The sequence below is a fragment of the Meiothermus hypogaeus genome, assembly GCF_003574035.1.
GTDB lineage: Bacteria > Deinococcota > Deinococci > Deinococcales > Thermaceae > Meiothermus > Meiothermus hypogaeus.
On sequence record NZ_QWKY01000046.1, the window covers coordinates 1 to 26290 of the forward strand.

Sequence of the window (26290 nt, forward strand, 5' to 3'; positions counted from 1 at the left end):
GCCGCCACATTCGACTTTCACACTTCCGCAGTTCTGGCAAGCTACACTATCTTTGGGCTTCTCTGGGTTATTCACAAATCCAGTTTAGAAGCCCCTTCCTTTGCTCAACCGAATTTTTTATATGACTCTTAACGATTATGGTTATCCAGGCGTAGGCGTGTTTAATTCTCCTGGCGGCGAATCTGGCGAACCCCGATACAACGCCAGGCGGGATGACCCAGAGCTATTTACTCTGTTTGTAGAGGATCGTTACAGTACCTGGACTGCGCCTTCGACAGGCCAAGATGGCTTTAGATAAGCGGTTGGGCCCGTGCAATAGGCGCGGGCCCACCATTGTAAGGGCATATGGATGTGGGGTTGGCGGGTCGAATCGCCCAGATTGCGGAGCTGCTGGGCTGGCTTTACGTGCTGATTGGATTGGTGTACTTCTGGATTTACCGTTTTCTACTACGGGATGAAAAATTGATTTTTCGATTGTTCAAGCGGCCAAGCCTTCCTGAATTTTTTACACTGTTTGGAACATGGTTTTTGGGTGGGTTGGCATTATTTCTTGCAAAAAGGCTGGTTGAACACAGCCTACCGGAGGTCACCGTAGCCAAGTTTATGGTTCAGCCGTTCAGCCTTGGAGTACTGTTCAGCGCTTCCCTGGAAGAGCTAAGAAGGGCGGGTTTCTACCAAATCTTTGCCACGACCCCCCTCGTTGGACTCTGGCTCAACGCGATCTGCTTTGGCTTTGCCCATTTGGCTTATAAAAGCACAGAAATTGCCAGTTATCCACAAATAGTATTCTTTTTGCCGCTGGCAACTTTTGCATTCGGACTTGCCTTGACCTTCGTAGCTGTGCGCTACGGGCTCATCTGGGCGATATTGGTGCACTTTATAGTTAATACAGCTCGCTTGGTATTGGTCACAGATAACCTGGCCGTAAACTACCTACTTTTTTTCTTTAGCGTATCGGTATTGATTGCTATTGGCGTGGCGGGTTTCAAAAAAGCGAAACAAGAGGCCCAAGAGACTCAAACCATGCCCTATTGAAAGCTGCTGCTAACCTCTAAAAGGGGAAAGGCACTAAGGGGAATCAGAATGCATTAGGAGGTATGCATGAAACTGCGGGAGCTGTCGGAAAAAGAGCTTCGGGAAACGGTGGGCGGTGACTTTTGTGTTGGGTCCGGGTCCTCTTATGTGCTGGTCTACGATGTGGGTTGTGGCGGCACAGGTGGGGGTTATGGCTATCGTTCCACACCAACGTCCTTTGGTGGAGGAGCCAACAACGAAGACCTCCGTCAGATGACGGAAAGGTTCATGCGGTCTGGAGAATCCAATCTTAATGCTTCACCGGTGAACGACTCTGAGCGTTTGAGTGGAATTGCCAGCCTGTACGGAAACGGTAGAGAAATGTTTACCACACGCGCCGACTCTTCTCCAGGTCGAGCCGGAATCTGGGACTGATATTTCAAACTTTGAAACATGGAGCGTGGAATTGCTGAGAGCATTGCCACCATAGCCCTACTGCTGTGGTGGTTGTATCTCATTTGTGGTCTAGCTGTTAGCTGGATTGTCAAATACTATCGAGATGATCTGAAGCCAGGGTATCGGATATGGGCTATCCCTCGTGGGCGAGATATTTTCTTCATGGTGGGGGTGTGGATTCTTAGCGGTACATCCTTAGCTTTTTTGGGCATCATGGAGCAACCAGTGACCTCTGGCATTAATTTCATAGCTGTTGAATTCTCCGGACGACTGCTTTTCTGGGCATCGGTGGAGGAAGTCGCGCGGGCCGGTGTATTCGATATGTTCAGGGGCTCGTTGGGTTGGGGTGTGCTTGCAAACTCTGTAGCTTTTGGAGTTTTCCATCTTGACAACGATGTGGAGCGAATGATGCATACTCCCCTTTACGCGATTCTTTTTCCGCTGGCAGGGCTGGCGTTTGGCATGGCCTCGTTAGCCATTCTGGTACGGGTGGGTTTGATTTGGGCCATAGCGGTTCACTTTTGCGTGAATACTTTTCGTCTGGTGTTACTCACCCCAGACCCTGCTGTGAATTATTTGACCTTCTTTGGCACCATTGGGCTCTTGGTCTACATTTCATTACCCTACCTGAAACACCACTCCAGATAACCAGTCCGAATACCCCGTCTTGGATTTTACGATATCAGCCCAGCCGACGGCGCAGCTCGAGAGCTTCCGTTCTTAATTGCTCCGTTTGTTGCAGTTGGGCCAGGGTGGTGTCGCGGCTGTTCTCCAGTCGGGTGCAGGGGGTGCGGTAAAGACCGTTGAAGCGTTCACGGGTGCGCTGCATCTCGGTATCCAGAGTCTCGCTCAAGGCCTGCTCGAGGGTGCTGCGTAACTCTGCCAACCGTTCGCGCAGGCGGGCTTTGGCAGTCTCTTTGCGGCGGGGCAGGATGGAGGTAGCCAAAATAGCGCCAAACACTGTGGCGAAAATGCCCAAAATATCGAAGGCAATTTTTTGGGCTACCAGCAGGATGGTCAGACCCAGCCCCATCACCCCCACTTCGGCCAGGGCGGTGCCGCGCAGGCTCTCCTGGATGAAGTCGCGCAACTGAATGGCCTCGGCCTCGGCATCGAAGGAGCGCAGGGCTTCTTCCAGGTTGCCTGCAATGGTGCGCTCTTCTGGGCCGACCTGCTCGGTTTGCCGCAGGCCAGGCGCTTCCCGGAGTAGCGAGAGGGCATCTTCGAGCAGTTCGCGATCGCGCTTGGCCAGCCAGTTCATGGCCTCGAGTACCCGGCGCTCTATATCCTGGTTGGCCCCTTTGACCACATCGTCAATAAAACTTTGCTTGAGCTTGCTGGATTGCAATAGCTCGAGAAATTTGGAGAAACGCACTTTTTCGTCCAGCCAGCGTTCACCCCGGGTGCGCACCTCGTCAATGGCTTGCAGCGCCAACGCAACCTGTCCGCTAAAGTCGCGACGGGTACGTTCTTCATGTCGCCTGAGCAGATTATCCAGCTCGCGGCAGGTAGCAAGCTGCTTCTCGGCTTCTTTGAGCTTATTTTCCAGGGCAGGTCTGGCTTCCTCGCAGAGCCGCGCCAACACCCCTAAGGGCGAGCCCAGCTTGAGGAGGGCGGCCTCGCGAGTAAGCACCTGCCGGATGTGGGTCTCGAGCTCAGGAATATGGCTTTGCGCCGTGCTGCCTTGCCGTGCCCGCCGTGCCGATACCGAAAAGATGGGAGGGATGTGTCCGAGGGTCTGATCGGCGCCTTTTTGCACGAACTCGAGCACCTGCTGCAACTCGGCCTCGGTAAGCAGGTCTATCTTGTTGATGACAAGCACCACTTTCTTGCCCCAGGACCGAATGAAATTGAGAAAGTCGGCCTCGGACTGGGTGAAGGGACGGTCGGCGCTGGTAACGAACAAAATCAGGTCGGCGCGGGGGAGAAATTTCTCTGTCAAAACCTGATGGTGCTGCAGGATGGCGTTGGTGCCGGGGGTATCGACCAGCCGCACATCCTTGAGAAGCGGGTGCGGCAATTGAATGAGCACCAGTTCGGGGGACTGCGGCTCGAGTTTGGGTTCGGGGCCATAGCCAATCAGGTTGATGCGGTCGGTGGTGGGCGTGACCCCCTCCTTCAAAAAATCGCCCCCCAGGAGGGCGTTGAGCAACGACGATTTGCCGCTATTGAACTCGCCGGCAACTACCAACAAGAAAGGGCCCTCCAGATCTAACAAGGCTTGCTTGAGGGGTTCGGTTTCGATTCCCACTCGAGCCAATGCATCCAGCCCTCTGGCCAGCAATGCACGCACATCCTGGGCCAGGGCCAATGTTTTGGAATCCAACATGCTCAGTATTCTATCGTAGGGTTTTGTAAACGCCTCATGTCATTGCACTCTCCTGGGCTCATGTCAGCAGATCAGGTTGCGGAGAGTAACTTCTATGCAGCAATGACAGCACCCATGAACTCGCGCAATTGTCGTGCGAAATTGTACGATTTAGACACGAAATTTCGACACTGATGATTTCGACCCGGGTTGCGTGGTGCAGGTTCAAGCCAACTATGCTCGAGGCTTTTTGCATGGCAACAGTCTGCATAGACGACTTTGTTTTGCGATCCTCCCTGTACATTCGCTTGATTGAGGTGAAATGGCGGTGAAAATTTCGAGATGCATTTTATCTCGATAGATACGGGACTAGTGGTCAGGTAACCAGGAAATCGGTATGCACTACGATCCCTCTAAATGAGCCGCACATAGCAATTATGGGCAATCAACGTGCTTCAAAACATGTCGCAAAACAAGTTATCCGTGCACTAGTAGTGATTCGTAACTGTGGAGCCTCGAGCATCCCCAAATATCGACAACCCAATTCACTAGATGTCGGCGCAATTGATTAAGATATTCTCGAGGAAAATTTCAACATCAAAAAAATGCGATGCGAAAGGCAAAAAGCGACTTTTCGATGTCTATCGGATGAATTGAAAATTCACCCAGAGGTTGTGCTTGACATGCGAAAATTACACAACATGTAGTATAGTAATTTTCAGTGGAGAAACAATCTAACAGCAACGCTCGTCCACATTTCGCACAATGCCTAAATCCTGGGTATGTGCAATGGGCGAATCATCCGCTGGATGGCGCATGATTCGAGGGTCTCTGCTGGGATGGCTCCACTCTAAATTCAAGGAGGAATCTACATGACTGAACAACCAAAACCTGCACCTGCCAAGAAGCCCGCTGCCAAGAAAGCGGCCGCCAAGCCTGCAGCCAAGAAGCCTGCCGCTAAGTCTGCTGCAAAACCTGCTGCGAAAAAGGCTGCTCCCAAGAAAGCTGCTGCTAAGCCTGCAGCCAAGAAGCCTGCTGCGAAAGCCGCCGCTAAGCCTGCTGCCAAGGCCGCTGCGAAACCCGCCGCCAAGGCTGCTCCTAAAAAAGCTGCTGCCAAGCCTGCCGCTGCTAAGCCTGCTGCCAAGGCCGCTGCGAAACCCACCGCCAAGGCTGCTCCTAAAAAAGCCGCTGCCAAGCCTGCCGCTGCGAAAAAGGCTGCTCCCAAGAAGGCGGCTGCCAAGAAGTAAGTTGCTAAATTTTTGTAACCGACTCCGCACAGGAGTCGGTTATTTTTTTGACCTCGAGAACTCTTCAACCGAAGATCAGCGCTTTTATTCACTGTGTCTAAAATTCAGCACATATATGGGTAATGCACTTTTGGCCGTGGTGTTAGACAGGTAGCGAGGTATTTGAACAACTCAAGTAGGGTGCAGTTTGCACAGGTGCTTTTAGAAGGACGTTTCCTTGCCGTCTTGCCCAGGATGATGGGTAGACCGCGATTTACGTCCTTGAGGCGATCCTGCATTAGCTGGAGGATTTTTGAATGGCTTCCACTGCTTGAGGGTTCTCGAGGGCCGATAAGTCGCCCGGATTTTGCCCCAAATAAGCGGCTCGGATCACCCGTCGCATCACCTTGGCGTTGCGGGTTTTGGGTAAGTCGGGAACGAAAAGAATTTTGTCCGGCTTGAGGGCTTTGCCCAGGCGATTGGCAATGGTTTCGCTGATGGCTTGTGCCAAATCGCTATGCGGCGTTTGTCCGGAACGCAACACCACAAACACCACCGCAGACTCGCCCTTAACCGGATGGGGAATGCCAATGGCGGCAGCTTCCTTAACCGCCGGGTGCTCAACGGCAGCACTCTCGTATTCGGCAGGGCCGACCCTTTTGCCGGCAATTTTGAGGGTGTCGTCACTGCGGCCTTGAATTATCCAGTGGCCTTCCAGATCCAGGATGGCCCAGTCACCGTGTACCCAGATATTCTCGAAGCGATTCCAGTAGGTGTCCAGGTAGCGCTCGGGGGCCTTCCAGAAACCTTTGGTCTGCCCGGGCCAAGGTGCCATGACGACCAGCTCGCCTACCTCGTCCCGCACAGGCTGGCCCGTACTGTCCAGGACTTCAGCATGAATTCCCGGCACGGCGGTATTGAACCCCATGGGCTTGATGGGCCGCCAGGCTGTGCAGCCCAGGATGCCCCCGCCAATTTCGGTGCCGCCGGAGTAGTTGATGATGGGGATGCGACGCTGGCCAACGGTTTTGAAGAACCAGAGGTAGGGCTCCAGGTTCCAGGGTTCGCCGGTGGAGCCCAGCATCCGCAGCCTGGACAAATTGTGTTTGAGAACGTGTTCGTCACCCAGGGGCATGAGGGCGCGTACCAGGGTGGGGGAGAGGCCCAGGTGCGTAACCCCATGGCGCTGGCAGATGGCCCACAGTCGGCCGGCATCGGGATAATCGGGGGCCCCTTCGTACAGCAGCACCGTACCCCCAATGGTCAGGGCTCCCAGGATGGCCCAGGGGCCCATCATCCAGCCCATATCGGTAAACCAGAACAGAGTCTCGTGCTTTTGCAGGTCGAAGAGATGGGCCATGTCCTGGGCGGCCTTGATGGGAAAACCGACATGGTAATGCACGGTACCCTTGGGTTTGCCGGTGGTACCGGAGGTATAGATCAGCATGAAGGGATCCATGCTGCCCATGGGTTCATACGCGGCCCTCGAGGGTTGTTGTGGAACGATTTGATCCCAGGCCACCTCGTTGGGCGCTAGCTCTTCGTTTCCAAAACGGCGTACTACCAGGAGCTTTTCCACGCTGGGCGAAAGGGCGGCAGCAGCGCGGGCGTTGTCCAGCAGCTTGACCCGGCTCCCCCGACGGTAGAAGCCATCGGCGGTGATAATCAGCCTGGCTTCGGCATCCTGAAGCCGGGTGGCGGCAGCCTCGGCGGCATAGCCCGAGAAGATGGGTACAAAAATCGCGCCGATCTGGGCCACGGCCAGGGCACTGATGGCCGTCTCGGGGAGCATGGGCAGAAAGAGGCCCACCCGGTCTCCTTTACCGATGCCCATTTCTTTTAGGGCATGGGCAGCCTGGGCTACGGCGGCCTCGAGCTCGCCATAACTCAACCTCACAACAGCGCCGTCTTCCCCTTCCCAAACGAGAGCCGGGTCGTGGGGTCGGGTTCTGGCATGGTGGAGGGTGTTGTAGGCCAGGTTGAGCTGGCCTCCCACAAACCACTGGGGCCACTGCGGCCCCTGGGAAACATCCAACACTTGACGGTAGGGGACAAACCACTCGATGCCCAGAAGCTGTAAGGTGGCTTCCCAGAAAGCCTCCGGCTGCTGGATACTGAAGGCGTAGAGCGCTTCGTAGCTATCCAGGTTCAGGTTTCGCAGCATGGCTTCGATGTGACTGCCGTGTTTGTAATTGTCAGATGGAAACCAGATGGGTTCGCTCATGGCTAGCCTCACTTTGCTTGCCTACAGTTTATCTGTAGAAGGCTAGAAACGGCATAAGTAGGGTATGCAGGGCGGTTCTGAGAGCTTGTTCCAATCACAAAAGCCAGTTTGCGAGAAGGGATGTGAGCTGCCAGAATATCAAGCCCTGGAGCCAATCTGCACGGTCATGGGCATAGTACCCAAACTATACCGAGCCGGATGCGGTGATTTGGAAGCTACTTGAGGGGACATTTGTTGAGCCTATAGGTGAGAAAATAAAAGTAGCAATCCTTGAGTGTTCTTGTAGAAGGTGGTTTGTATGAAACTGCCGCTACGTTGGTACTGGGTGGGACTCCTGTGCGTGGTTCTGGCGTTGGGTTTTTGGGCATGGAGGCGGGTTCCAACGTCTGACTCTACAGGCGAGGCCAACCCTGTAGTTCAGGGGGAGGAGTTAGAATATTCTGGCCCCAGTTGGTTCCCCACCAGGCTGCATAGCTGGCAGTTTTTGCTGCAAAGTTGGGCCCTGGAGAGCGGCGATGACTGCAAAGTGCTTGCCGAAGCCGTCCGGCAAGAGCAGATTGTTCTGCATGCGTACAGGCAGATGGAGGTGTTGCATTTTGCCAAGGAAGCAGACCTGGATTGGTTGAGCTATGCCAGAGCTGTGGAGAGCCTGGCTATTCGGATATTCAACGCTGGTGGAATTGCTCAATTCGATTTTTCCCGGAATGTGGGTGACACCAAAGAACTTTTTGGGGCAGAGTGCGAGCTTGGGGGCAGCCAGGTCATGGTCATGATGGAGACCCATGCCAACGCCACAGTCTGGGGTTATGACCAGGATGGCAATCATGTGTTGCTGGTCAACCGTGGAGGGCTCCTGAACGAGACGAACCTGGACGTGGTGCGGGGTGCTTATCGGGTAAGGTTCGGTGAAGGAGCGGGGATGGTGCTTTTTGAAGCGCATCTGGCCCATGAAATGAAACATTGTCAGCAGATTCGGGCCCAGCCCATCTTTTATGTACCCACCCTCGAGGACTATCAACAAAACGAAATCGAGGCCTATATTGCCTCGATTAAGATCAAGCAGGCCGGGATGGTTTTTTACAAGTGCTTGTTTTAAGACTATTTGGCGATAAAGCCCTGAATTTATCGCTTGCGAAACAAGCCGAACAACCCTTTGCCTTTGGTGGGTTTGTCCTCCCCGGTGGTTTTGTTGTTGGGTTCGGCCTGGGGGGTGCCGCGTACCACTTGCAGAAAGGCTTTGGGGGTGGCGCGGATGGCAGGGTCTTTGGTCAGGAGGTTGCGCACGATTCGATCCAGATGAGGGGGGAGGTTGGTCGGCGGAGGTAGCTTATGCAGGTGGGCATAAGAGAGTTCTTCCAGGGTTTCGCCCACAAAGGGCCGTTTGCCTACCAGCAGCTCGAAAGCCATTACCCCAAATGAATAGGCGTCCGAGGCAGGGGTTGCGGGCTCGCCCATGAAGAGTTCAGGGGCCATGTAGAAGGGGCTTCCGGCCCGCTCCAGGGGCTTGGGGTTTTCGCGGGTTTTGGCCACCCCAAAGTCGCCCAGTTTAAACAGCAGACCGTCAATGAAGATGTTGGACGGCTTGACGTCCTGATGGATGATGCCCCGATCGTGGAGGTAGATGAGGGCCTGGGCAATTTGACTCAGGCACTCGAGGGCCACCTCGCGGCTCAGGGGGCCTTTTTTGAGGCTGTCCTCGAGGGTGCCTTCCTCGAAATACTCCAGCGCTAAAAAAGCCCCTTCCCCTTCGGGCCGGCCCGAAAGCCCGCGCACCAGGTTGGCGTGGTTGAGCGTCAGCGACAGCGCCACTTCCTGGGCAAAGCGCTCGGTAAGGGCCCGGTCGGTGCGCACTTCGCGGCGGGGTACCTTAAGGGCTACCTTGGTGCCGTCGGGGGCGTGGGCCAGGTACACCTGTGATGACCGCCCCAAGCCCAGGAGCATCTCGAGCTTGTAGTGTTGGCGGGTCAGTCGGCGATAGTCCATGCGGTTTCCAGGTACGCTCGGTATTTCAGCACATGTTGCGTTACGAAAGGGTTATGTGCTCCCCTGGCTGGAGAGCCTTTCCACCTACCCCCAGCAGGCCTGCCCGCTGGACAAAGGCCGCGCCGTCCTGGGCAATGGGAGGGAAGGTGTTGTAGTGAACGGGTAAAACTTGCTTGGCACGGATCAGCTCGAGGGCCTTCAAGGCATCGTCGGGTCCCATGGTGAAGTGGTCGCCGATGGGCAGAATGGCCAGATCCACACTATGGGGGGCCACCAGCGCCATATCGCTGAAGAAGGCCGTGTCGCCGGCGTTGTAGATTCGCTTGCCACCCAGTTCTAGCACGAAGCCCTGGGCCAGACCGCCGTAGGTTCCGTCCGGGAACGACGAGGAGTGCCAGGCCGGAAACCACTTCAGCCAGCCGCCCTTAAACTTGTAGGCGCCGCCCAGATTCATACCCACGCCCTTGCCTCCCTGCTTTTCGGCGTAGCTCACGATTTCGTAGTTGGAGACAATGGGGGCTCCGGTGCGCTGGCTAAGGGCCACGCTGTCGCCGTAATGGTCGCCGTGGGCGTGGGTCAGCACAATCAGGTCGGCCTCCACCTGGTCAGCACTCAGGGCCGCCTTGGGGTTACCGGTGAGGAAAGGATCCACCACAATGCGGGTGGTGCCGTCGCTAAAGAGAAGGGCTGAGTGTCCCAGATAGCGTACTTCGACCACGGTTCCACCTCCAAGTGCTACCAGTATAAGCTGCTGGCGGGTTTCAGTTGTCCCTCTCGAGGCTTTGCGAGAACACGGGCTTCAGACCTGCGCCAACCGCGCCAAGACCCGCTCCACATTGCGCTCGAAAGCAGCCTCGGCCAGGCGGCCCAAAGCCCGACCCCCCCATTTTTCCCCCTGGGGCAAGGTGGCATGGATGCGCAGGGTAAGCCGGTAGTCAATCCCCCCTGCAACCACCTCACCAAAGCCCTCGAGCTCGGCCCAGAAGGCCGGCGGATCGGGGAGGGGCAGGGCCTCCAGGTGGGCTGCGTGGCCCTCCGGATGAATACGGCTATGGAAGGGAAAATGGATTTCCCCAAACAGGGGGGCCTCGGCCACCAGATAGCCTTCCAGGCTGGTGTCCTGGCGGGTCAGCTCGCCAAAAGGGGGCTTGCCGGCGAACACCCGCTCGGGCATGAGCAGATGTTCGGGGGGTTCGGGCAGGCGCAGGCTGAAAGATTTTTCCAGGACCATCAGTTAACCCACTCAATCCGCAGTTTTCCAGCCTGCGCGAGCTGTTCGATTTCCTCGTCGGTTACATTTCGCAGGCGGGCCAGGTGGCCAAACTCGGGGGCCGCCGAGGCCAGCCCCACCCGTACGACCAGCACCTCCTCGCCTTCGGCCTTGCCGATGCGCCAGACCAGATGATTCCCCAGCCGCTCGAGCAGGTCGTCCATAACTTATAGCGTATCGGGTGGTGGGGGTTGGGTAAAGAGAGCGGGGTGACGAAGGGTAAACTGTGCGGGTGGAAGCGATTGTGTTGGCCGGGGGCAGCCCCCAAGACCCCCTGGCCCAAAAGTTTGCTGTAGCCAGTAAAACCCTGGTGCCCCATCGGGGCCGTCCGCTGGTGGAGTACACCCTCGAGGCTCTGATGCAGGCTGGGCTGGAGGTGATTCTGGTGGGCCCTCCGGCCCCCTTGAATCCGCCACCTAAGGTATCCCTGCCCGACCAGGGCAGCCTGATAGCCAACCTCGAGGCCGGTCTCCACGCCGCCCAGGGCGAGAAAGTGCTGGTTGCAACCGGCGATATGCCCTTTTTGAATGTGGAAGCCGTGCGCTGGGTGCTGGAACATGCGCCCCAGGCGGGTTTTGTGTATACCATTATTGCCAGACCGACCATCGAGCAACGCTTTCCCGGCATGCGCCGCACCTACGCCCGTGTGCGCGAGGGCTCTTTTACGGGGGGCAACATCGTTATTATAGACAAAAAGCTCTTTTTTACCGCCCTTCCTTTGCTCAAGCGGGCCCTGGCACTGCGCAAAAAGCCCCTGGCCCTGGCCCAGATGATCGGCTTGGGAACCCTTCTAAAGGTGCTACTGGGCCAGGCCGAGATTGAGGGGCTCGAGGCCCGGGTCTCGCAGATCATCGGGGTTCCGGCCAGGGCGCTCATCACTCCCTATGCCGAGGTGGGGGTAGATATAGACAAGGAAGAGGATTTACGGTGGTTGGGGTAACGCCGATTGAGTCTGGTGCCCAGAAAGTGAAGTGGTAAACCAGAAATATGCTTGGCTCATGCGACGCACTCAGTGCTGCCCTGGGCATTTATCTATACATCGATACTTGCGGCACTTTCGGGCTTCAGCGTTAGGCTTACGGCCTAACTTTCAGCTACCGGAAAGCACCGATGCCAGATGTGCCGGCCTGTAGCTCCCTGAGAGCGGTGTAGACTAGAAATCAGATGCGAACGGTTCGTGATTTACGCCTGGCGGGTTTGATTGCTTATCTTGCTGCCCTGATTGCAGGGCTGATTGTTTCGGGGCTCATACACTGGGCTTTGGGTGGGCGAGGGCAGTTTGGCTGGGAGGGTTTCAACTTTTTTGGCATCCTCGAGGGCCTTTCCTTCCTGCTGGTTTTCACCCTGAGCCTTTGGATCGCCAAGCGAGCGGTCAAGGTAACCACTACTACCCTTCTATCAGCCGGAATTTTTGCCCCTACCTCGGCCCGCAAGCTGGCCAGGCCGGTGCCGGTCATTAATGCGCTTCAATCCTTTGAGGGCAACATCGCGGTGCTGCTCGAGGCTGGGCATCCGGTAGGCGTCATTGGCATTGCTGACTCGCTGGTACCCTGGGACGAGGCCCCGGTGGTTTCCGGCGAGACCGCGGCCAGCGAACTAAGCTCGATATTCCGCCAGCACCAGATTGTCTTCGTGGCTGATGGAGACAAAGTCCATGGCATGATTACCCGCGAGCGCTACTTCAAATACTTGGGAGCAAAATAGCTTTGCTTGCTTGATCTGCCTGTCCGACGTCCGCTCGGCTGGATAACGGTCGTGCGAGGTGAAAAGCACGGTTCCGGCAAATTCTTGAGCTTTTCTAGTGGCAAAAGTCGAATAACTGGCCCAAAGAAAACGCGGCTTATCACGCTCGAACTCCAAAATGTGACCGGCTGCGAGTTAGAAGTAACCCAAAACCCATAACTAGATAGAGAGCCAAAGCGGTATATGAACATACCTTGCCGTTGGCTTGACGTATCCTAGTTGGTAACTGGAGAGACGCATGACCAAAGCCCCGGATATCGTAGATTTGCTCAACCTGGCTGTAGACCGAAGCGCCTCGGACCTGGTTATTACGGTGGGTCTTCCGCCCATGGTCAAAATTGACGGTGAGTTTCATCCCACCGAGTACGAGCCCCTGACCCCACAGGAAACCCGTCGCCTGACCTATGCCCTGATGGACGAAAAGCAGCAACGGGTCTTCGAGGAAGAGAAGGAGCTCGACTTCTCCTTCAGCCTGCCGGGTAAAGGCCGCTTTCGCGTCAATATCTTCTTGCAGCGCGGTAGTGTGGGCGGGGTGTTACGGGTGGTGCCTTCCAACGTCAAGAGCTTTGAAGAATTGGGCCTGCCCAAAAATGTGGCTGACATCGCTATGAACCCACGGGGTCTGGTGCTGGTGACTGGGCCTACGGGCTCGGGGAAGTCCACCACCCTGGCTTCGATGATCGACTACATCAATGAGCGCAAGCGCTGCCACATTGTCACCATCGAAGACCCTATCGAGTTCTTCCACCGCCATAAATCCTCTATCATCAACCAGCGTGAAATCGGCTCCGATACCCATGGTTTCGACAAGGCCCTGCGTTCGGTGCTGCGCCAGGCCCCGGACGTGATTCTGGTAGGTGAGATGCGCGACTATGAAACCATCTCAGCAGCCATTACTGCTGCTGAGACCGGCCACCTGGTCATGGGAACCTTGCACACCAACAGCGCACCCGAGACCATCGACCGTATCATCGATGTGTTTCCAGAGTCTCAGCAGGAGCAGGTGCGGGTACAGCTTTCCAACAACCTGGTGGCCGTCCTGACCCAGCAGCTTCTGCCCAAGGCTTTCGGGGGAGGGCGTGTTCTAGCCTACGAACTCATGATTGCAACGCCGGCGGTACGGGCGCTCATCCGTGAAGGCAAGAGCCACCAGCTGGTTAGCGTGATTCAGACTGGCGGGCAGTATGGCATGATTACCATGGATGCCTACCTGGCCGACCTGTTCAAGCGCAAGCTGATTACCTACGAAATGGGGCAATCGCGCTCGGTAGACCCCAAGGAGTTTGCCCGTCTGGCGGGCGCGGGCAGCGCTGCGTCCTCGGCTGTAGGAGCGCGTCGGCCGTAAATTTAGTCCAGCAACCCCGAGCGGGCCAGTAGGGCCTTGGAGTCGGGGTCGCGCCCCAGGAAGCGGCGAAAGAGCTCGGCGGGGTCTACGGCGTTGCCTTTGCTCAGAATGTGGGCAATGAAGTCCTCGCCGGTTTGGCGGCTGAAGATGCCCTCGGACTTAAAACGCGAGAAAGCGTCGGCATCGAGCACCTCTGACCATTTGTAGGAGTAGTAGCCAGCGGCATAGCCCACCGGATGACCAAAAAGATGGGCAAACCCAGCCACAAAAGCATAGTCCTGGGGAAGCGGAGCCGGCATGAAGGGTTGCATAACCTGCCGGGCGTACTGCATCACGTCGCCATCGCTTGGGCTGTAGTGCACGTGTAAAGAGAGGTCAAGCATTCCGAAGGCCAACTGGCGCATGCCCAGGTTGGCGGCCCAGTAGTTGCGGGCCTGCATCATCTTTTCAAACAGCGCATCGGGGATAGGTTCGCCGGTCTGGTAGTGGCGGGCGAAGAGGTCGAGGGCTTCGCGCTCCCAGCACCAGTTCTCCATGATCTGGCTGGGCAGCTCTACAAAGTCGCGGGCGACCTGGGTGCCGGCCAGGCTCCGCGCCTCGACGCTCGAGAGGGCCAGGTGCAGCAGATGGCCAAACTCGTGGAAGACGGTTTCGACCTCGCGGTGGGTGAGCAGGGCGGGCTGGTCGCCTACCGGGGGCGTCAGGTTGCCGCACATCAGGCCCAGGTGGGGCTCGGTGGTCTCGCCGGTGCGCACGCCCCGGATGAGCGAGTTCATCCAGGCCCCACCGCGCTTGTTTTCGCGGGGGTGCCAGTCGGTGAAGAAACGGCAGATGCGCTTTCCGTCTCGGTAAATCTCGTAGGTCTTGACCTCGGGGTGCCAGGTATCCACCCCGTTAACCTCGTGCACCTCGAGGCCAAACACCCGCCGGACGATTTCGAACAGCCCAGCGAGTACCTGCGGCAAGGCAAAATAAGGGCGCAGTTCTTCTTCGTCGAAGTCGTAGAGGGCCTTGCGCTGCTTCTCGGCGTAGTAGGCGATGTCCCAGGGTTCCAGCGGGGGTGCTTGGGGGCCCTCGAGCTCGCGGCGAAAGGCCTCGAGGGCCGCCAACTCCCTGGTGAAGTAGGGTTCGTAAGCTGCTTTTAGGTCGTGCTCGAATTGCAGGGCTCGTTCGGCTTTGCCGGCCATGCGGTTTTCCAGCACGTAGTCGGCAAAGTTGGTATAGCCCAGGAGGGCGGCTTTTTCGCGGCGCAGGGCCAGGATTTCTTCTATCAGGGGCCGGTTGTCGCGCCCCGGCTCGGTGGCGCGGGTGTAGTAGGCCAGATAGACCTGCTTGCGGATTTCGGCGTCGTCCAGGTAGGTTTGCACCGCCAGGAAGCTGGGCTGTTGCAGGGTAAAGCGGTAACCGTCGCGCCCTTTGGAACGGGCGCTCTGGCGGGCGGCCTCGAGGGCGCTTGGGGGCAGGCCCGCGACCTGGGTTTCGTCCAGGTAGAGTTCCCAGCCGGCGGTGGAGTCGGTGAGGTTTTGCTCGAACTGGGTGGTGATTTCCGAAAGGCGGGTGTTGAGGGCCTCGAGGCGGGCCTTCTTTTCTGCTGGAAGGTCGGCCCCCTGGCGGCGAAACTCATCCAGGCGCAGCTTCAAGAACCGGGCCCAGTCGGGGCTCAGGGTCTGGGCCGCAGGCGAAGCGGCCAGGTCTTTGAGGGCCTGGTAGAGTTCGGTTGAGAGCTGTACCCGCGTACTAAAGGCGGTGATGGGTGGGATGATGGCGTTGTAGGCGGCGCGTAGTTCGGGGCTCGAGACCACGCTCTCGAGGTGGGCCACCAGTGTAAAAGCATAGCCGAGTCTCTCGCCCAGCCGGTCCAGGGCCAGCAGGGTATTCTCGAAGGTGCGCGGCCCCTCTACCCTCAGAATGGCCTGAAACTCTTCTTCAGCCTGGGCCAGGAGGGTTTGGATGGCGGGTTCGATGTGCTGAGGCCGGATTTGGCTAAAAGGAATATCGTAGCGAATCTCCAGCAAAGGGTTCTCCGACATAGCATCCCAGTATAAGCGGGACTGGGTATAAAGAATGTGCGGCTTTTAGGCGTAAGTACGCACGGCCTGGATCACCGCTTCTACCTGGGACTCCCCCAGGAAGGGGTGCATGGGCAGGCTCAGCACCTCGCGGGCGGCGGCCTCGGCAGCGGGGAGCGCGCCTTCTGGGGCCAGGTCGCGGTAGGCGGGTTGAAGGTGCGCCGGAACCGGGTAGTGGACGCTGCTGCCGATGCCCTGGTCTTTCAGATAAGCGGCCAGCCGGTCGCGCTCGGGGTGGCGTACGGTGTACTGGTGATAGATGTGAAGGGCGTAGGGCATTTCGCAGGGAACCAGCACCTTGTCCCGAAGTCCCTGGTTGTACATCTGGGCGATTTGTCGGCGGCGGGTGTTCCAGGCTTCGAGGTAGGGCAGTTTCACCCGCAGTATGGCTGCTTGCAAGGCGTCGAGCCTCGAGGTGTACCCCGCAGGCCGCACATGGTAGTAACGCACCCTGGAGCCGTGGGCGGCCAGTAGGCGCGCTTCTTCGGCAATGGAGGCGCTGTGGGTAGCGATAAAGCCCCCATCGCCATAAGCCCCCAGGTTTTTGCTGGGATAAAGGCTAAAGGCCCCGGCATCGCCCAGGGTGCCGGCCTGGGGGTTGGAGCAGTTGCAGGCATGGCCTGCTGGGTGCTGGCAGCCAGAGGCACAGTAGCGGGCTCCGATGGCCTGGGCTGCGTCTTCCAGTACGCGCAGGCCGTGTTTTTGCGCAAAAGCCCGGATTTGCTGCATGGGTGCGACCTGCCCATAGAGGTGTACCGGCAGGATGGCCCGGGTGCGCGGCGTGAGGACACCTTCGAGAAGCGAGGGGTTCAGGTTGAAATTCTGGGGGTCAATGTCTACCAGAACGGGCCTGGCCCCGGCATGCTGGATGGCCTCGAGGGTAGCAATAAAGGTAAATGGGGTGGTGATGACCTCGTCCCCTGGCCCAATGCCCATGGCCCTAAGGGCAATATAAAGCGCATCTGTACCAGAGCCGCACGTTACCACATGGGGTACCTTCAGATAGCCCGCTAGCTCGCTTTCCAGGGCGGCTACCTCGGGGCCCCCCACAAACCCGCCGGAGGTAAGAACCCGTTCAATGGCGGCGTCAATTTCACTTTTGAGCTCCTGGTACTCTTGCTTCAGATCCAGTATTGGAATCATTCAAAACACCTGGCGTTTAGCTTAGTACATCGGAGTTACTTTTTGCGGATAGCTCTTCTGGTGGCCCCTGGTTTTTAGCGATAGATGCCCTTCCCCAGCCAGAAACCCACCACCAGACCCAGCAGGTTCGCGCCCCAGGCCCCGGCTTCGGGGGGCAGGGGGCCCGTGAGGGCCAGTACCTTGCCGGTGCTAAAGGCTACGTAGTAGGCAATGGTGAGCACCAGGGCCAGCGCCAGCGCGGTGCCGGGGCTGGTGGCCCGCCGCACCGCTACCGGTAGGGCCAGCACCAGCACCATCAGGTTGGCCAGGGCCAGGGCAATGGTGGAGTGCCACTGGGCTTTGGCTTCGCGTAACTCGCGGGGCGGGGTGCGGGGGTCCCGGAGTTTGCGCCACCACTCCGAAAGCGAAACCGGCGTCTCGAAGCCGCCCCCGGCGTACTGGGCTTCCAGGTCTTCGCGGCTGCGGGAAAGCCGCACCGAGAGTTCCGCACCCGGCTGGCCGATGTTCTGGGCCCGGAACACCCCTCGCAAGTCGGCTTCGGCCTGCTCGAGGGTGCTGAAGTCAGGGAGGGGCAACTGGGCAAAATCCAGGGTGAAGACCTTGTAATCGCGGAACACGATCGTAGAGCCCTGTAAGCGGGCGGTCTGAGCCAGAATTACGGTCATGACCGGGCCCTGCCAGCGCTCGAGGCGCACCTGCTGCAACTCGTCCTTAGCTGCATCGAAGCCATCGTAGCGCAGGGTGTACTCGCCCACCGAAAGCTCCCGCCCCACCAGGTTGAACTGTGGGGTGCGCGCTGGAACCAGCTCGTTCCAGTACACCACTGCGGTAGCCCGGTTGGCCCAGGGCACCACCCATTCTGAAAGCATAAGCGAAAGCCCACTCATGAAGAGCCCCCCCAGCAAAAACAGCCGGGCGGTGCGAAGCACCGAAATGCCACCGGCCTGCATAACCATCAGCTCGTTTTCCCGCGCCAGCCGTCCAAAGGCCAGCATCACGGCCAACAATCCAGCGATGGGCAGGGCTTGCACGGCGGCGTAGGGCACCTGCAAGGCCAGCCATTTGAGGATGCTGGTCAGTTCGGCGGTACCCATCCACTGGGCCCTGGGCAAGACGTTGCTGATGAGCCCAAAGCCCACATACAACACCAGCCCGAACAAAAAGATGGGCACGGCCTCGCGCAGAATGTAACGATCCAGGTGGGTCATCGGATTTCCAGCCCAAAAGTAAGTTTGCCGTTGGCCACCTCGTCGGGATGTTGAGCCAGGCGGATTTCCTGGTAACCCAGCCGCCAGATGAAGCAGCAGTCGGCGTAGCGCAGTTCCAAACCCCAGCGGCTTACGCCCTGGCGCAGGAAATCATACCCGAGGAAGGGGGTCAGGTTGAGGTCGTAGGTACACGAGAGCGGAACCGGCGTGAAGCCCACCACCAGTTCCCGGCGCTCCCAGTCGTCGCGTCCGTTGCTCAGGGTTTTGCCCACGCAGTTCCAGCAGGTGTGAAGCTGGGCCCATACCTCGCCGTAGTCCTGCACGAGACCAATCCGCAGGCTGGCCTCGGTCTGGGCCTTGAGGAAGTCGTGCCCGGCTTCCAGGCCGAGTCCTCTGTAGCGCAGGCTGCCCGAGAGCTTCTGGGTGGCCTCGCGGCGCTCGAGCCAGAAGCGCCCCGGGGTGGACTCGATGGCCCAGGTATAGCCCACCTGCAGGATGAAATCGCCCTCGTAGCGGCCTTCGGCGTATCCGCCGTAGGCCAGATACTGCTGGGGCTGGTTGTAGAAACCCAGCACCCCGAAAGGCTCGAGACGGAAGCGAAAGGGCCCCTCCTGCATCTCGAGGTTGTAGCGCAGCTCAGCACCGGCCGTCAGCCCTTGCTCCTGGGTGGCAGGGGTTCCGTCGCGCCAGTCCTGGGCAATCCAGCCGTATGGAATGAGGATAAAGCGATCCAGGGCAAAAGCCTGCTTCAGGCCAAAAGCATAGCGCCCTTTTTCGCTATCGTGCACAAAAAATAAAGGGCCATCCACCACCTCGCCCCGGCTGGCCACGCCGCTGGATTTGCTATCGAGTTGCAGGCTGGCCCGGCGGTTTTTTTCCTGGGCGGCCAGGCCCAGCCGCAGAATGGGGTCGGGGCTGCCCAGACGTAGGCCCAGCAGGGTCAGCCGGGTGGAGAACTTGCCAGAACGACCCCCCGCATCGGGCAGGGGAAACTCGCTCAGGCCCACATTCAAGCCCTGGTCGAAGTCGAAACGAACCGGCAGGGCCAGGGGGGCTTCGGCGCCCGCCGGGGTGAGCCCCAGGTTATCGCCAAGGGGCTGGTTGGGATCGAGCCGCAGCTCGCTGAAGTGGGCCAGGCCGAATGCATACACCTCGAGCTGGCTATCCTCCAGCACCACCTCGCCGGTCTGGGTGTCGAAGTGCAGGGTTTTGGACAAGAGCCGCAGGTCATCGCCACACCTGCAGGTTGTGGCCCGAATCCCGCTGGCCCGCAAGACCTGGTCTTGGATGTGGCTCTCTTCCGCCCAGAAGCGGTAGCGGGGGGTTTCTACCTCGATTTGCCGAGCGGTCAGCTCGCCACTGGCCTGGTCGTAGCGCAGGCTGGGGGCTTGCAACAACAAACCTTTGGTCTGCAAACAGGCTCCGTCGCTGAAGAGGGCCACCTCGCCATCAAATTCAAGGTTTCCTCCCCCCGCCAGCCCCTCGGGGGTCTCGAGGGTGTAGGGCTGCTCCGCACAGGGGATTGGACTGGTTGGGGAGGCCCAGGCCAAGCCACTGAACAGCAGGGCTAAGAGGAGAAGCAAAGGGGAGAGGGCGCAGGGGAGAGGGGGTTTCGCTGCCCCCTGGCCCCCCGCGCCTGTACCTGTCGTGGGCCCCACACCCGGAGCCCTGTACCCTTCTCTCCCCATCCACACGCCCTACAGTTTATCGGCGTAGGGGCGCAGGCGGTTCAAGACCTCGGCCGGCACGCGGGTGCTGGCCCGTACCTTGCCGTTGGCAGAGGTCAGCAGCAGGGTGCTATCGGGCCGGTTGCCGCGCAGGGTGGTGGCACCGTCGCGGAACGTAAAAACCCCCAGCACCAGGGCCTGGTTGTTGGCGGTGTCCACCACAAGGGTACTGGCCTCGAGCACGGGCTCGCTCGAGCGCACCTCACCCTTGAGTACCAGCACGTCCTCTTTGAGCAGCAAGCCCTGCTGAGCCGTGAGGGCCTTGAACTCTTTGGAGCTAAAGCGCACCCCGTTCATCCGCACGGTGTCGGGCTTTTGCAGGTACTCGAGGCTTGCAGCGGCAAACTCGCCCTCCCTGGCCTTGAGGGTGGCTCCCTGGGCCTTGATAAAGTCGCCATCGCGGTACTGGATGTAGCGGGCTTCCAGCACCAGCCCGCTCTTGTTGTCGGTGATGGTGCCGCCGGTCGGCAAAGTATAGACGCCGGTGCCCACATCGAGCTCCGAGTTGCCCCGGGGCCTCACCTCGAAGCCGGCGAACCTCGAGGCCAATCCCACCAGCGATAGAAGAACGAACAGAACCAGCCAACGCTTCATCCCCTCAATCCTAGAGCCTGGGGCATGAAGCGAATGAGCAAACCATCAACACGACCACCAGGCCTGACCAACCCACGACAAAGCCCAAAAACCAAAGTCCGATAGCTGCAAGTAGCCCGCACACTGGCCAAAAGCAAACTGTTCATTGGTGGTTGAGGTTTAGGAGCCCACTCAGGCCAGGGTCAAATTTTCAAAAAAAGCCTCTCCATTTCGGCTATACTCCAAACAGATGCGCTTATTGGCCTTCCTGATCGTAATTCTGGCCCCCGTTTTCGCCTTTCCCCGGCTGGGCCTGCACGAAGGCTACACCCGCTTAGTCTTCGACCTCGAGGCCAAAGCGCAGTACCAGGTTGCACAAACACCCGACACCCTGACCCTGCGCTTTAGCGGTATTAGCGTGGGGGCCGCCGATGTGGACGTGAGCTCGCCCCAGGTGGCGTCCTATCAGGTGGTGCCCGGGTCGGGCGGTGTGACGGTGTTTGTACGCCTGCGCCCAAACGTAGAGGTTAAGACTTCTGTGCTGAACGATGGAAATCGGCGACGATTGGTGGTGGATGTGCTGGAGGTAGCACGGCCCACCCAGAACCCACCCCAAGCCTCGAGCCGCCCAGAACCCCCCAAACCGCGCACCCAGCCCAAGATTGTGGTGATTGACCCCGGACACGGCGGCGTGGACCCCGGCGCGGTGGGTTTTGTTGTAGAAAAGGAGGTCACCCTCGACCTGGCCCTGCGCTTGCGGCAACTGCTGCAAAAAGAGGGCGTCGAGGTCGTGCTCACCCGCAGCAGCGATACCCACCTTTCCCCCGATAAGGCCACCGACCTGGGCCTGCGGGCCGATATGGCCCACTCCAAGCGCAACCTGTTCATCTCCATTCATGTAAATAGCGCCCCCAATGTGGCCCAGGGCATCGAAACCTACTACTTTGGTCATACCCTGGAGCCCAGCCTGCTGGCCCAGGTGATCCGCGAAAACGGTGGCGGTGAGCTGGGCCGCCGCCTGACCCGCGAGGCCCAGAGTGTGGGCGAGCGTTTGGTGCGCGACCTGATTGCCCAGTCCAACCTTAAGTTCTCGCGCCAACTGGCCCATCTGGTTCAGGGGGCCATGCTCCAGGCCACCGGTGCGGTGGATCGAGGGGTACGCCAGGCGCCGTTCTATGTGATTCGCAATGCGCGCATTCCGGCCATTCTGGTTGAGGTGGGTTTTGCCAACCACCCCGAGGAAGGCCGTCGGCTTCAGACCAGCGAGTACCGCCAGGCCCTGGCGACGGCTATGTCCCGGGCTATCCTGCGCTTTCTAAATAACGGGGAGTAGACCTGGGTTGCTTGCCCCGCGCGATGCGCAGCAGATCCCACAGCGCCAGGTCGCACAGGCTGGAAAGCAGCAGGTCGGCCTGGCCCAGGTCCAGATGCCGGGTGAGGGCATTGGGAACTGCCACCGTAAAGGCCCCTGCTGCCCGGGCCGCTCGCACCCCGTTCAGGGAGTCCTCGAGCACAAGGGTCTCTTGAGGCAGCACCCCGAGCCCTTCGGCAGCCCGTAAAAATAGGGCTGGGTCGGGCTTGGTCAGGGCCACATCTTCTTTGGTGCGAATCACTTGAAAGTATTCCAGCAACCCCAGCCGCTCGAGGTGTCCTTCCACCCAGGACCGCCTCGAGCTGCTGGCTACCGCCAGCTTCAAGCCCATAGCTTGGGCAGCCTCGAGGTAGTCCAGCACCCCCGGCAGGGGCTCTAGCGTCTGATTGAGGGCTTGTTTGCGTTGCTGAACCCAGTGCTCTATGCCTTCCCTGTCCAGCGGTTCGCCCAGCAGCTTTTCCAGGTGGCCCGCAGGGTCGAAGGGAATCGAGTTATTGCCAATAAAAGGGAGCCAGTAATCCAGGGATAGCTCGGCCCCGTGTTGCTGGTAGACCTCCTGCCAGGCCTGGAACTCGGTGCTCTCGGTGTCGAGTATGGTGCCGTCGAAGTCGAAGATAAGAGCTTGCATCTGCGCGATTGTACTTCTTTCGCAAGGCTTGCTGGAGAACTCGAGTAACCCAAACAACCTCCAGGACAATTGTTTCAAATCCGATTAGCCCAAAAACTAAATCCAGGCCAAATAAAACTTTGACCTGATTCAATTATGGCAGAAGCTGGTGTAGGCTAAGCATCGTATGAAACGCAGCTTACTTCTCCTTCTGGCCATACTGGCCTTTGGCTTGTCGGTTGGTTTCGCGCAGAATCCGGTTAAGGTGCGCATCGGGTTCAACCCCACCCAGAACTCCGACCAGCTCCGCCCGGCGGCCCAGGCCATCGCGGACTACCTCGAGCGCCGCTTCCAGGGGGCCATCGAGGTGGAAATCTTCATCCCCACCGAGTACCGGGGCCTCATCGAGGCCATGCGCGGCGGCAACCTGGACTTCGCCTTTTTTCCACCCGACGGCTATGTGATTGCCAACCAGGATGTGGGGGCTCAGGTGCTTCTTAAGAGCGTGCGCGGTACCAGCCCCTTCTATTGGAGCGCCATCGTGGTTCGCAAGGACTCCGGTATCAAAAACCTTCAGGGGCTTGATGGCAAGAGCATCGCCTGGGTAGATAAGAACTCGGCGGCGGGCTATGTCTTCCCGCGTGCGGCGGTGGTGGGGGCTGGTCTCGATCCGGATAAGCTCTTTGCCAAGCAGACCTTTGCGGGCCGCCACGATGCTTGTGTGCTGGCCGTGCTGAACAAATCGGTGGATGCTTGCGCCACCTTCGCCAACGATACCCGCAACAAGAGCGGCGCCTGGACGCAGTTCCTCAAGCCCGAGGAAGCCGCCCAGCTGACCGCCATCTTCTACTCCAAGCCCATCCCTGGCGATACCTTCTCGGTTTCCAAGCAGTTCTTTGCTAAGTATCCCACCCTCTCCCGTGGTATTGCTGCGGCCCTGCAAGGTATTCGTACCCCCCAGAGCAACCTCTTGATGAACCTCTACCGCATTGACTACATGATTCCTGCCCAGGACTCCGACTACGACGTGGTGCGCCAGGCCCGTAAGGTGGCTGGTCAGTAAACCGCCTAATCTGTTGTGCGCTTTTGCCCCCGGTTTTGGCTGGGGGCTTATGATTTGATGACATGGAACCGAGAAGCAGTGCTCGACGGGGGGACGCATGATTGAAGTCCGAAACCTCAACCAGACCTTCTACACCGCCAAGGGGCCGCTGAAGGTGCTGATGGATATCAACCTGGACATTCCCAAGGGCGATTTTGTGGCCGTTATCGGGCGCTCGGGGGCAGGCAAGAGCACCTTCTTGCGCACCCTGAATGGGCTGCTGATTCCCACCACCGGCTCGGTGGTGGTGAACGGCACCGACATTACCCGGTTGCCCAAGCGCGAGCTGCAAAAATACCGCCGCACGGTGGGCTTTATCTTTCAGCAGTTCAACCTGGTCAACCGCCTGAGCACCCTGGACAACGTGCTGCATGGCCGCCTGGGCTACCTCCCGACCTGGCGCGGGTTGCTGGGTCTGTATGGCGAGGCCGATTACCGCATCGCACGGCAACAGTTGGAGCGCGTGGATCTGGCTGCCAAGGAAAACGCTCGAGTCGATTCGCTCTCGGGGGGGCAGCAACAGCGGGTGGCCATTGCCCGGGCCATGGCCCAGCAACCTACCCTGATGCTGGCCGACGAGCCCGCCGCCAACCTCGATCCGGTGCTCTCGGAGGAGGTGATGCGCACCCTCAGGCGCTTCAACGAGCAGGACGGCGTAACGGTGGTGATCAACATCCACGCCCTCGACCTGGCCCTCAAGTACGCCAAACGCATCGTGGCTTTCAAGCGGGGGCGGGTGGTCTATGATGGTTCGCCTGAACAGCTTTCCGAAGAAGTGGTGGACGACCTCTACGAACGCAAGGAGATGCTGGCATGACCGAGTTGCTCCTCTACACCTTTTTTGGGATGCTGCTGGCGGTGCTGGCCGGCCTGGCCAAGGGTTCCATGCGGCGCTGGGTAATTGGTGCCGGGTTGGCTTTGTTGGTAGTCTTTGCAGCCTTCCCCTTTAGCCGGGCCCGGGGCTTTTTGAGCCGCGATACCATAGACCCTACCCTGCTGGCCCTGGTTCCCCTTTTCCCGCTGTTGCTCATGATTCCCCTGGGGGTGCTGCTGGCGCTGGTGCTGGCCCGCCGGGGTGGGCAAGCGGCAGGGCTGGGCGGGGTGCTGGGCGGTACGGCGGCCCTTGTTGCCGCCGGTTGGTGGTACGTCCAGCCTGTGCAGATCGCTAAACTCTATCCGGTCGAGGGCCTGATTGAGCTGCTCTTGGCCCTGGGGGTGGCAGGCTCGGTGGCCCTGCTGTCCTTCAGCCGCCCAAAGCAGCGGGTTCCCATCCTGATAGGGGCGGTGGTGGCGGGGGTGCTGGCCTTTTTGTGGTTCCATGCGCCCCAGGGGGGCGGGGCCTACCTGCCCAAGAGCCTGGGTTATTACAAGCTAATGTTGCCCACACCTCCAGGGGCAGAACAACAGATTGTCGATGCCTACAACCGGGCGCTGCCCGAACTCAACGCCATCCGCAAGGAGTTGGGCCAGGATGAGCTGAAACCCATTCAGAGCCTGGCCGACCTGCAAGGGGCTATTCCCCAGCAGGCCTCGAGCGAAGGCTACCGCCTGGTGCAGCCGGCCACCACCCAGTACGGGGCTTTTGCAGCCTTCTTCCTGGCGGGCCTGATGCTGGGGGCAGGGCTCATGCAACTGCGCAACGCCAGCCTGCAAGAACCCGACGACTTCCGCGCCGGCATCCTGATTGCCTTGGTAGCAAGCTTTCTGATACCGGCCTTTGATGCCACCGAGTTCGATTTGAACAAGCTGGTGGTGGGCTGGCCTTTCTTGCAGCAGTTTGCCGACAAAGCCTGGCCCCCCTTGCTGGCCGACCCGGCTGCCGAACGCTACCCCTTGCAGGAGGTCCTTAGCCAGATTGCCGTCACGGTGCAGATGGCCCTGGTGGGCACCTTTTTGGCTGCGGTCTTTGCTATGCCCCTCTCATTTCTGGCGGCGCGCAATGTGACCTCCGGTACGCCCCTGATGCGCTCGGTGTTCTATGTAACCCGCCTTTTTTTGAACGTGCTGCGGGGGGTTCCTACCCTGATAATTGCCCTGATTCTGGTGGCGGCAGTGGGCCTGGGGCCTTTTGCCGGGGTGATGGCCATTGCCATCCACTCCCTCACCGAACTGGGCAAGCTATACTCGGAGGCCATCGAGAACGCCGACAAGGGGCCGGTGGAGGCCCTCGAGTCCACCGGCGCTTCGGGTGTGAATGTGGTGCGCTGGGCCATTTTGCCCCAGGTCTTGCCGCTGTTTGTGTCCTACACGGTCTACAACTTCGAGATCAACTTCCGCTCCTCGCTGGTGCTGGGGCTGGTGGGGGCCGGGGGCATCGGCTACTTCATCAACGAAAAGATGGCCTCGGGGCAGTACGACCAGATGATTGTAGGGGTGATTGCGATTGTGATTGTGGTGAACATCATCGACTTTGCTTCTTCGTGGCTGCGCAGCCGATTGGTCTGATCACGATTCCCTCTATCTTTTCCTTGGGTAAGCGAAGCCTGGTCATTGCGAGGAAGCAGCAGGCCAACGAAGCAATCCAGAAGTGAGCCGTCAACCCTGCGTGCCGTTGGAGTGATCTGGATAGCGACACCTCATGGCAATGATGGCTTGAACGAAGGGACGATTTTCTCGGGTTTCATACCAGATTCGGTTGATTCGTTACCGAACGGTAACGAATCAACAGGGCCGAAGTTATCCGCGTAGCGGAGGGCGATACCGCCCCTTGGAAGTTATCCGCGTAGCGGAGGGCGATACCGCCCCTTGGAAGGGAGACGCTTTCTTCGCCGACCGTTCGGGAGGGGTGTGCTCTAAGTACACTCACGATAGACTTTTACTATGGGAAACTTTCGGTACATTGAGTTGAGCAGCGAAGAGGATGAGCGGCTGAGGGCCATCGAGCAGAGCCCGCACATGAACAAGAAGGTCAGGCTGCGCA

At 58.9% G+C, this 26290-nt stretch carries 24 protein-coding genes; 12 read left to right on the forward strand and 12 right to left on the reverse strand.

Annotated elements, in window-relative coordinates; genetic code table 11:
• The first annotated feature begins 345 nt into the window (after nucleotides 1-345).
• From Mhypo_RS11605 to Mhypo_RS11610, 3 genes are all read left to right on the forward strand, one after another.
• On the forward strand, nucleotides 346-1035 hold the full coding sequence (locus tag Mhypo_RS11605; RefSeq protein WP_119341456.1) for a CPBP family glutamic-type intramembrane protease: 690 nt from the start codon (nucleotides 346-348) through the stop codon (nucleotides 1033-1035).
• Nucleotides 1036-1101: 66 nt separating this feature from the next.
• A complete protein-coding gene (locus Mhypo_RS17940; RefSeq protein ID WP_147075380.1) occupies nucleotides 1102-1449 on the forward strand; it encodes a hypothetical protein in 348 nt (115 codons plus the stop codon).
• An 18-nt stretch (nucleotides 1450-1467) separates the two neighbouring features.
• On the forward strand, nucleotides 1468-2118 hold the full coding sequence (locus Mhypo_RS11610; RefSeq protein WP_119341457.1) for a CPBP family glutamic-type intramembrane protease: 651 nt from the start codon (nucleotides 1468-1470) through the stop codon (nucleotides 2116-2118).
• A 34-nt stretch (nucleotides 2119-2152) separates the two neighbouring features.
• Here the strand turns inward: Mhypo_RS11610 and Mhypo_RS11615 are convergent, their stop codons facing one another.
• Nucleotides 2153-3799, reverse strand: a complete 1647-nt coding sequence (locus Mhypo_RS11615; protein ID WP_119341458.1) for a dynamin family protein — start codon at nucleotides 3797-3799, stop codon at nucleotides 2153-2155.
• Between the two features lie 851 nt (nucleotides 3800-4650).
• Between Mhypo_RS11615 and Mhypo_RS18145 the strand changes: the two genes are divergently transcribed.
• On the forward strand, nucleotides 4651-5025 hold the full coding sequence (locus Mhypo_RS18145; protein WP_170148279.1) for a hypothetical protein: 375 nt from the start codon (nucleotides 4651-4653) through the stop codon (nucleotides 5023-5025).
• 277 nt (nucleotides 5026-5302) lie between these two features.
• Here the strand turns inward: Mhypo_RS18145 and Mhypo_RS11625 are convergent, their stop codons facing one another.
• Nucleotides 5303-7228 (reverse strand): AMP-binding protein, encoded by a 1926-nt coding sequence (locus Mhypo_RS11625; protein ID WP_119341459.1) that lies wholly within the window; start codon nucleotides 7226-7228, stop codon nucleotides 5303-5305.
• A 298-nt stretch (nucleotides 7229-7526) separates the two neighbouring features.
• On the opposite strand from Mhypo_RS11625, the gene Mhypo_RS11630 reads away from it, so the two are divergent.
• Nucleotides 7527-8324 carry a hypothetical protein gene (locus Mhypo_RS11630; protein WP_147075385.1) on the forward strand — a complete coding sequence of 266 codons (798 nt, stop codon included), beginning with the start codon at nucleotides 7527-7529 and terminating at the stop codon, nucleotides 8322-8324.
• Between the two features lie 26 nt (nucleotides 8325-8350).
• On the opposite strand, the gene Mhypo_RS11635 is transcribed toward Mhypo_RS11630, so the two are convergent.
• The 4 genes from Mhypo_RS11635 to Mhypo_RS11650 all read right to left on the reverse strand — a co-directional run bounded on the left by Mhypo_RS11635 (nucleotide 8351) and on the right by Mhypo_RS11650 (nucleotide 10645).
• Nucleotides 8351-9211, reverse strand: a complete 861-nt coding sequence (locus Mhypo_RS11635; RefSeq protein WP_119341461.1) for a serine/threonine-protein kinase — start codon at nucleotides 9209-9211, stop codon at nucleotides 8351-8353.
• 40 nt (nucleotides 9212-9251) lie between these two features.
• Nucleotides 9252-9929: a metal-dependent hydrolase gene (locus Mhypo_RS11640; protein WP_119341462.1), complete on the reverse strand. Its 678-nt coding sequence runs from the start codon at nucleotides 9927-9929 to the stop codon at nucleotides 9252-9254.
• A gap of 81 nt (nucleotides 9930-10010) precedes the next feature.
• Nucleotides 10011-10442, reverse strand: a complete 432-nt coding sequence (locus tag Mhypo_RS11645; RefSeq protein ID WP_119341463.1) for a DUF3809 family protein — start codon at nucleotides 10440-10442, stop codon at nucleotides 10011-10013.
• On the reverse strand, nucleotides 10442-10645 hold the full coding sequence (locus Mhypo_RS11650; protein WP_119341464.1) for a DUF3248 domain-containing protein: 204 nt from the start codon (nucleotides 10643-10645) through the stop codon (nucleotides 10442-10444). The genes Mhypo_RS11645 and Mhypo_RS11650 overlap by 1 nt, the downstream gene beginning before the upstream one ends.
• Nucleotides 10646-10713: 68 nt before the next feature.
• On the opposite strand from Mhypo_RS11650, the gene Mhypo_RS11655 reads away from it, so the two are divergent.
• From Mhypo_RS11655 to Mhypo_RS11665, 3 genes are all read left to right on the forward strand, one after another.
• On the forward strand, nucleotides 10714-11421 hold the full coding sequence (locus Mhypo_RS11655; protein WP_119341476.1) for an NTP transferase domain-containing protein: 708 nt from the start codon (nucleotides 10714-10716) through the stop codon (nucleotides 11419-11421).
• A 224-nt stretch (nucleotides 11422-11645) separates the two neighbouring features.
• The gene (locus Mhypo_RS11660) at nucleotides 11646-12185 is read left to right on the forward strand and encodes a hypothetical protein (RefSeq protein ID WP_119341465.1); all 540 of its coding nucleotides are present in this window, start codon (nucleotides 11646-11648) and stop codon (nucleotides 12183-12185) included.
• Nucleotides 12186-12462: 277 nt separating this feature from the next.
• Nucleotides 12463-13569 (forward strand): type IV pilus twitching motility protein PilT, encoded by a 1107-nt coding sequence (locus Mhypo_RS11665; protein WP_119341466.1) that lies wholly within the window; start codon nucleotides 12463-12465, stop codon nucleotides 13567-13569.
• 2 nt (nucleotides 13570-13571) lie between these two features.
• Here the strand turns inward: Mhypo_RS11665 and Mhypo_RS11670 are convergent, their stop codons facing one another.
• From Mhypo_RS11670 to Mhypo_RS11690, 5 genes are all read right to left on the reverse strand, one after another.
• Complete coding sequence (locus Mhypo_RS11670) at nucleotides 13572-15599, reverse strand: M3 family metallopeptidase (protein ID WP_119341467.1); 2028 nt, start codon at nucleotides 15597-15599, stop codon at nucleotides 13572-13574.
• Nucleotides 15600-15644: 45 nt separating this feature from the next.
• Entirely contained in the window at nucleotides 15645-16781 is a 1137-nt protein-coding gene (locus Mhypo_RS11675) for a DegT/DnrJ/EryC1/StrS family aminotransferase (RefSeq protein WP_119341468.1), read from the reverse strand.
• 74 nt (nucleotides 16782-16855) lie between these two features.
• A complete protein-coding gene (locus Mhypo_RS11680) occupies nucleotides 16856-17989 on the reverse strand; it encodes an LptF/LptG family permease (protein WP_119341469.1) in 1134 nt (377 codons plus the stop codon).
• Nucleotides 17986-19572 (reverse strand): hypothetical protein, encoded by a 1587-nt coding sequence (locus tag Mhypo_RS11685; RefSeq protein ID WP_240637233.1) that lies wholly within the window; start codon nucleotides 19570-19572, stop codon nucleotides 17986-17988. Before Mhypo_RS11685 ends, Mhypo_RS11680 begins: the two co-directional genes overlap by 4 nt.
• 114 nt (nucleotides 19573-19686) lie before the next feature.
• Nucleotides 19687-20310: a hypothetical protein gene (locus Mhypo_RS11690; RefSeq protein WP_119341470.1), complete on the reverse strand. Its 624-nt coding sequence runs from the start codon at nucleotides 20308-20310 to the stop codon at nucleotides 19687-19689.
• A 229-nt stretch (nucleotides 20311-20539) separates the two neighbouring features.
• Between Mhypo_RS11690 and Mhypo_RS11695 the strand changes: the two genes are divergently transcribed.
• Complete coding sequence (locus Mhypo_RS11695; protein ID WP_119341471.1) at nucleotides 20540-21622, forward strand: N-acetylmuramoyl-L-alanine amidase family protein; 1083 nt, start codon at nucleotides 20540-20542, stop codon at nucleotides 21620-21622.
• On the opposite strand, the gene Mhypo_RS11700 is transcribed toward Mhypo_RS11695, so the two are convergent.
• Nucleotides 21591-22289: an HAD family hydrolase gene (locus Mhypo_RS11700; RefSeq protein ID WP_240637234.1), complete on the reverse strand. Its 699-nt coding sequence runs from the start codon at nucleotides 22287-22289 to the stop codon at nucleotides 21591-21593. The genes Mhypo_RS11695 and Mhypo_RS11700 overlap by 32 nt on opposite strands.
• Before the next feature lie 166 nt (nucleotides 22290-22455).
• On the opposite strand from Mhypo_RS11700, the gene Mhypo_RS11705 reads away from it, so the two are divergent.
• The 3 genes from Mhypo_RS11705 to phnE all read left to right on the forward strand — a co-directional run bounded on the left by Mhypo_RS11705 (nucleotide 22456) and on the right by phnE (nucleotide 25815).
• A complete protein-coding gene (locus Mhypo_RS11705; RefSeq protein ID WP_119341472.1) occupies nucleotides 22456-23331 on the forward strand; it encodes a phosphate/phosphite/phosphonate ABC transporter substrate-binding protein in 876 nt (291 codons plus the stop codon).
• 97 nt (nucleotides 23332-23428) lie between these two features.
• Entirely contained in the window at nucleotides 23429-24187 is a 759-nt protein-coding gene (gene phnC, locus Mhypo_RS11710; protein ID WP_119341473.1) for a phosphonate ABC transporter ATP-binding protein, read from the forward strand.
• Nucleotides 24184-25815, forward strand: a complete 1632-nt coding sequence (phnE, locus tag Mhypo_RS11715; RefSeq protein ID WP_119341474.1) for a phosphonate ABC transporter, permease protein PhnE — start codon at nucleotides 24184-24186, stop codon at nucleotides 25813-25815. The genes phnC and phnE overlap by 4 nt, the downstream gene beginning before the upstream one ends.
• Nucleotides 25816-26290 lie beyond the last annotated feature (475 nt).

Coding starts and splice junctions, on each gene's coding strand:
- Mhypo_RS11605 (WP_119341456.1), top strand. CDS start 346: ATGGATGTGGGGTTGGCGGGTCGAATCGCCCAGATTGCGGAGCTGCTG.
- Mhypo_RS17940 (WP_147075380.1), top strand. CDS start 1,102: ATGAAACTGCGGGAGCTGTCGGAAAAAGAGCTTCGGGAAACGGTGGGC.
- Mhypo_RS11610 (WP_119341457.1), top strand. CDS start 1,468: ATGGAGCGTGGAATTGCTGAGAGCATTGCCACCATAGCCCTACTGCTG.
- Mhypo_RS11615 (WP_119341458.1), bottom strand. CDS start 3,799: ATGTTGGATTCCAAAACATTGGCCCTGGCCCAGGATGTGCGTGCATTG.
- Mhypo_RS18145 (WP_170148279.1), top strand. CDS start 4,651: ATGACTGAACAACCAAAACCTGCACCTGCCAAGAAGCCCGCTGCCAAG.
- Mhypo_RS11625 (WP_119341459.1), bottom strand. CDS start 7,228: ATGAGCGAACCCATCTGGTTTCCATCTGACAATTACAAACACGGCAGT.
- Mhypo_RS11630 (WP_147075385.1), top strand. CDS start 7,527: ATGAAACTGCCGCTACGTTGGTACTGGGTGGGACTCCTGTGCGTGGTT.
- Mhypo_RS11635 (WP_119341461.1), bottom strand. CDS start 9,211: ATGGACTATCGCCGACTGACCCGCCAACACTACAAGCTCGAGATGCTC.
- Mhypo_RS11645 (WP_119341463.1), bottom strand. CDS start 10,442: ATGGTCCTGGAAAAATCTTTCAGCCTGCGCCTGCCCGAACCCCCCGAA.
- Mhypo_RS11650 (WP_119341464.1), bottom strand. CDS start 10,645: ATGGACGACCTGCTCGAGCGGCTGGGGAATCATCTGGTCTGGCGCATC.
- Mhypo_RS11660 (WP_119341465.1), top strand. CDS start 11,646: ATGCGAACGGTTCGTGATTTACGCCTGGCGGGTTTGATTGCTTATCTT.
- Mhypo_RS11665 (WP_119341466.1), top strand. CDS start 12,463: ATGACCAAAGCCCCGGATATCGTAGATTTGCTCAACCTGGCTGTAGAC.
- Mhypo_RS11670 (WP_119341467.1), bottom strand. CDS start 15,599: ATGTCGGAGAACCCTTTGCTGGAGATTCGCTACGATATTCCTTTTAGC.
- Mhypo_RS11675 (WP_119341468.1), bottom strand. CDS start 16,781: ATGATTCCAATACTGGATCTGAAGCAAGAGTACCAGGAGCTCAAAAGT.
- Mhypo_RS11680 (WP_119341469.1), bottom strand. CDS start 17,989: ATGACCCACCTGGATCGTTACATTCTGCGCGAGGCCGTGCCCATCTTT.
- Mhypo_RS11690 (WP_119341470.1), bottom strand. CDS start 20,310: ATGAAGCGTTGGCTGGTTCTGTTCGTTCTTCTATCGCTGGTGGGATTG.
- Mhypo_RS11695 (WP_119341471.1), top strand. CDS start 20,540: ATGCGCTTATTGGCCTTCCTGATCGTAATTCTGGCCCCCGTTTTCGCC.
- Mhypo_RS11700 (WP_240637234.1), bottom strand. CDS start 22,289: ATGCAAGCTCTTATCTTCGACTTCGACGGCACCATACTCGACACCGAG.
- Mhypo_RS11705 (WP_119341472.1), top strand. CDS start 22,456: ATGAAACGCAGCTTACTTCTCCTTCTGGCCATACTGGCCTTTGGCTTG.
- phnC (WP_119341473.1), top strand. CDS start 23,429: ATGATTGAAGTCCGAAACCTCAACCAGACCTTCTACACCGCCAAGGGG.
- phnE (WP_119341474.1), top strand. CDS start 24,184: ATGACCGAGTTGCTCCTCTACACCTTTTTTGGGATGCTGCTGGCGGTG.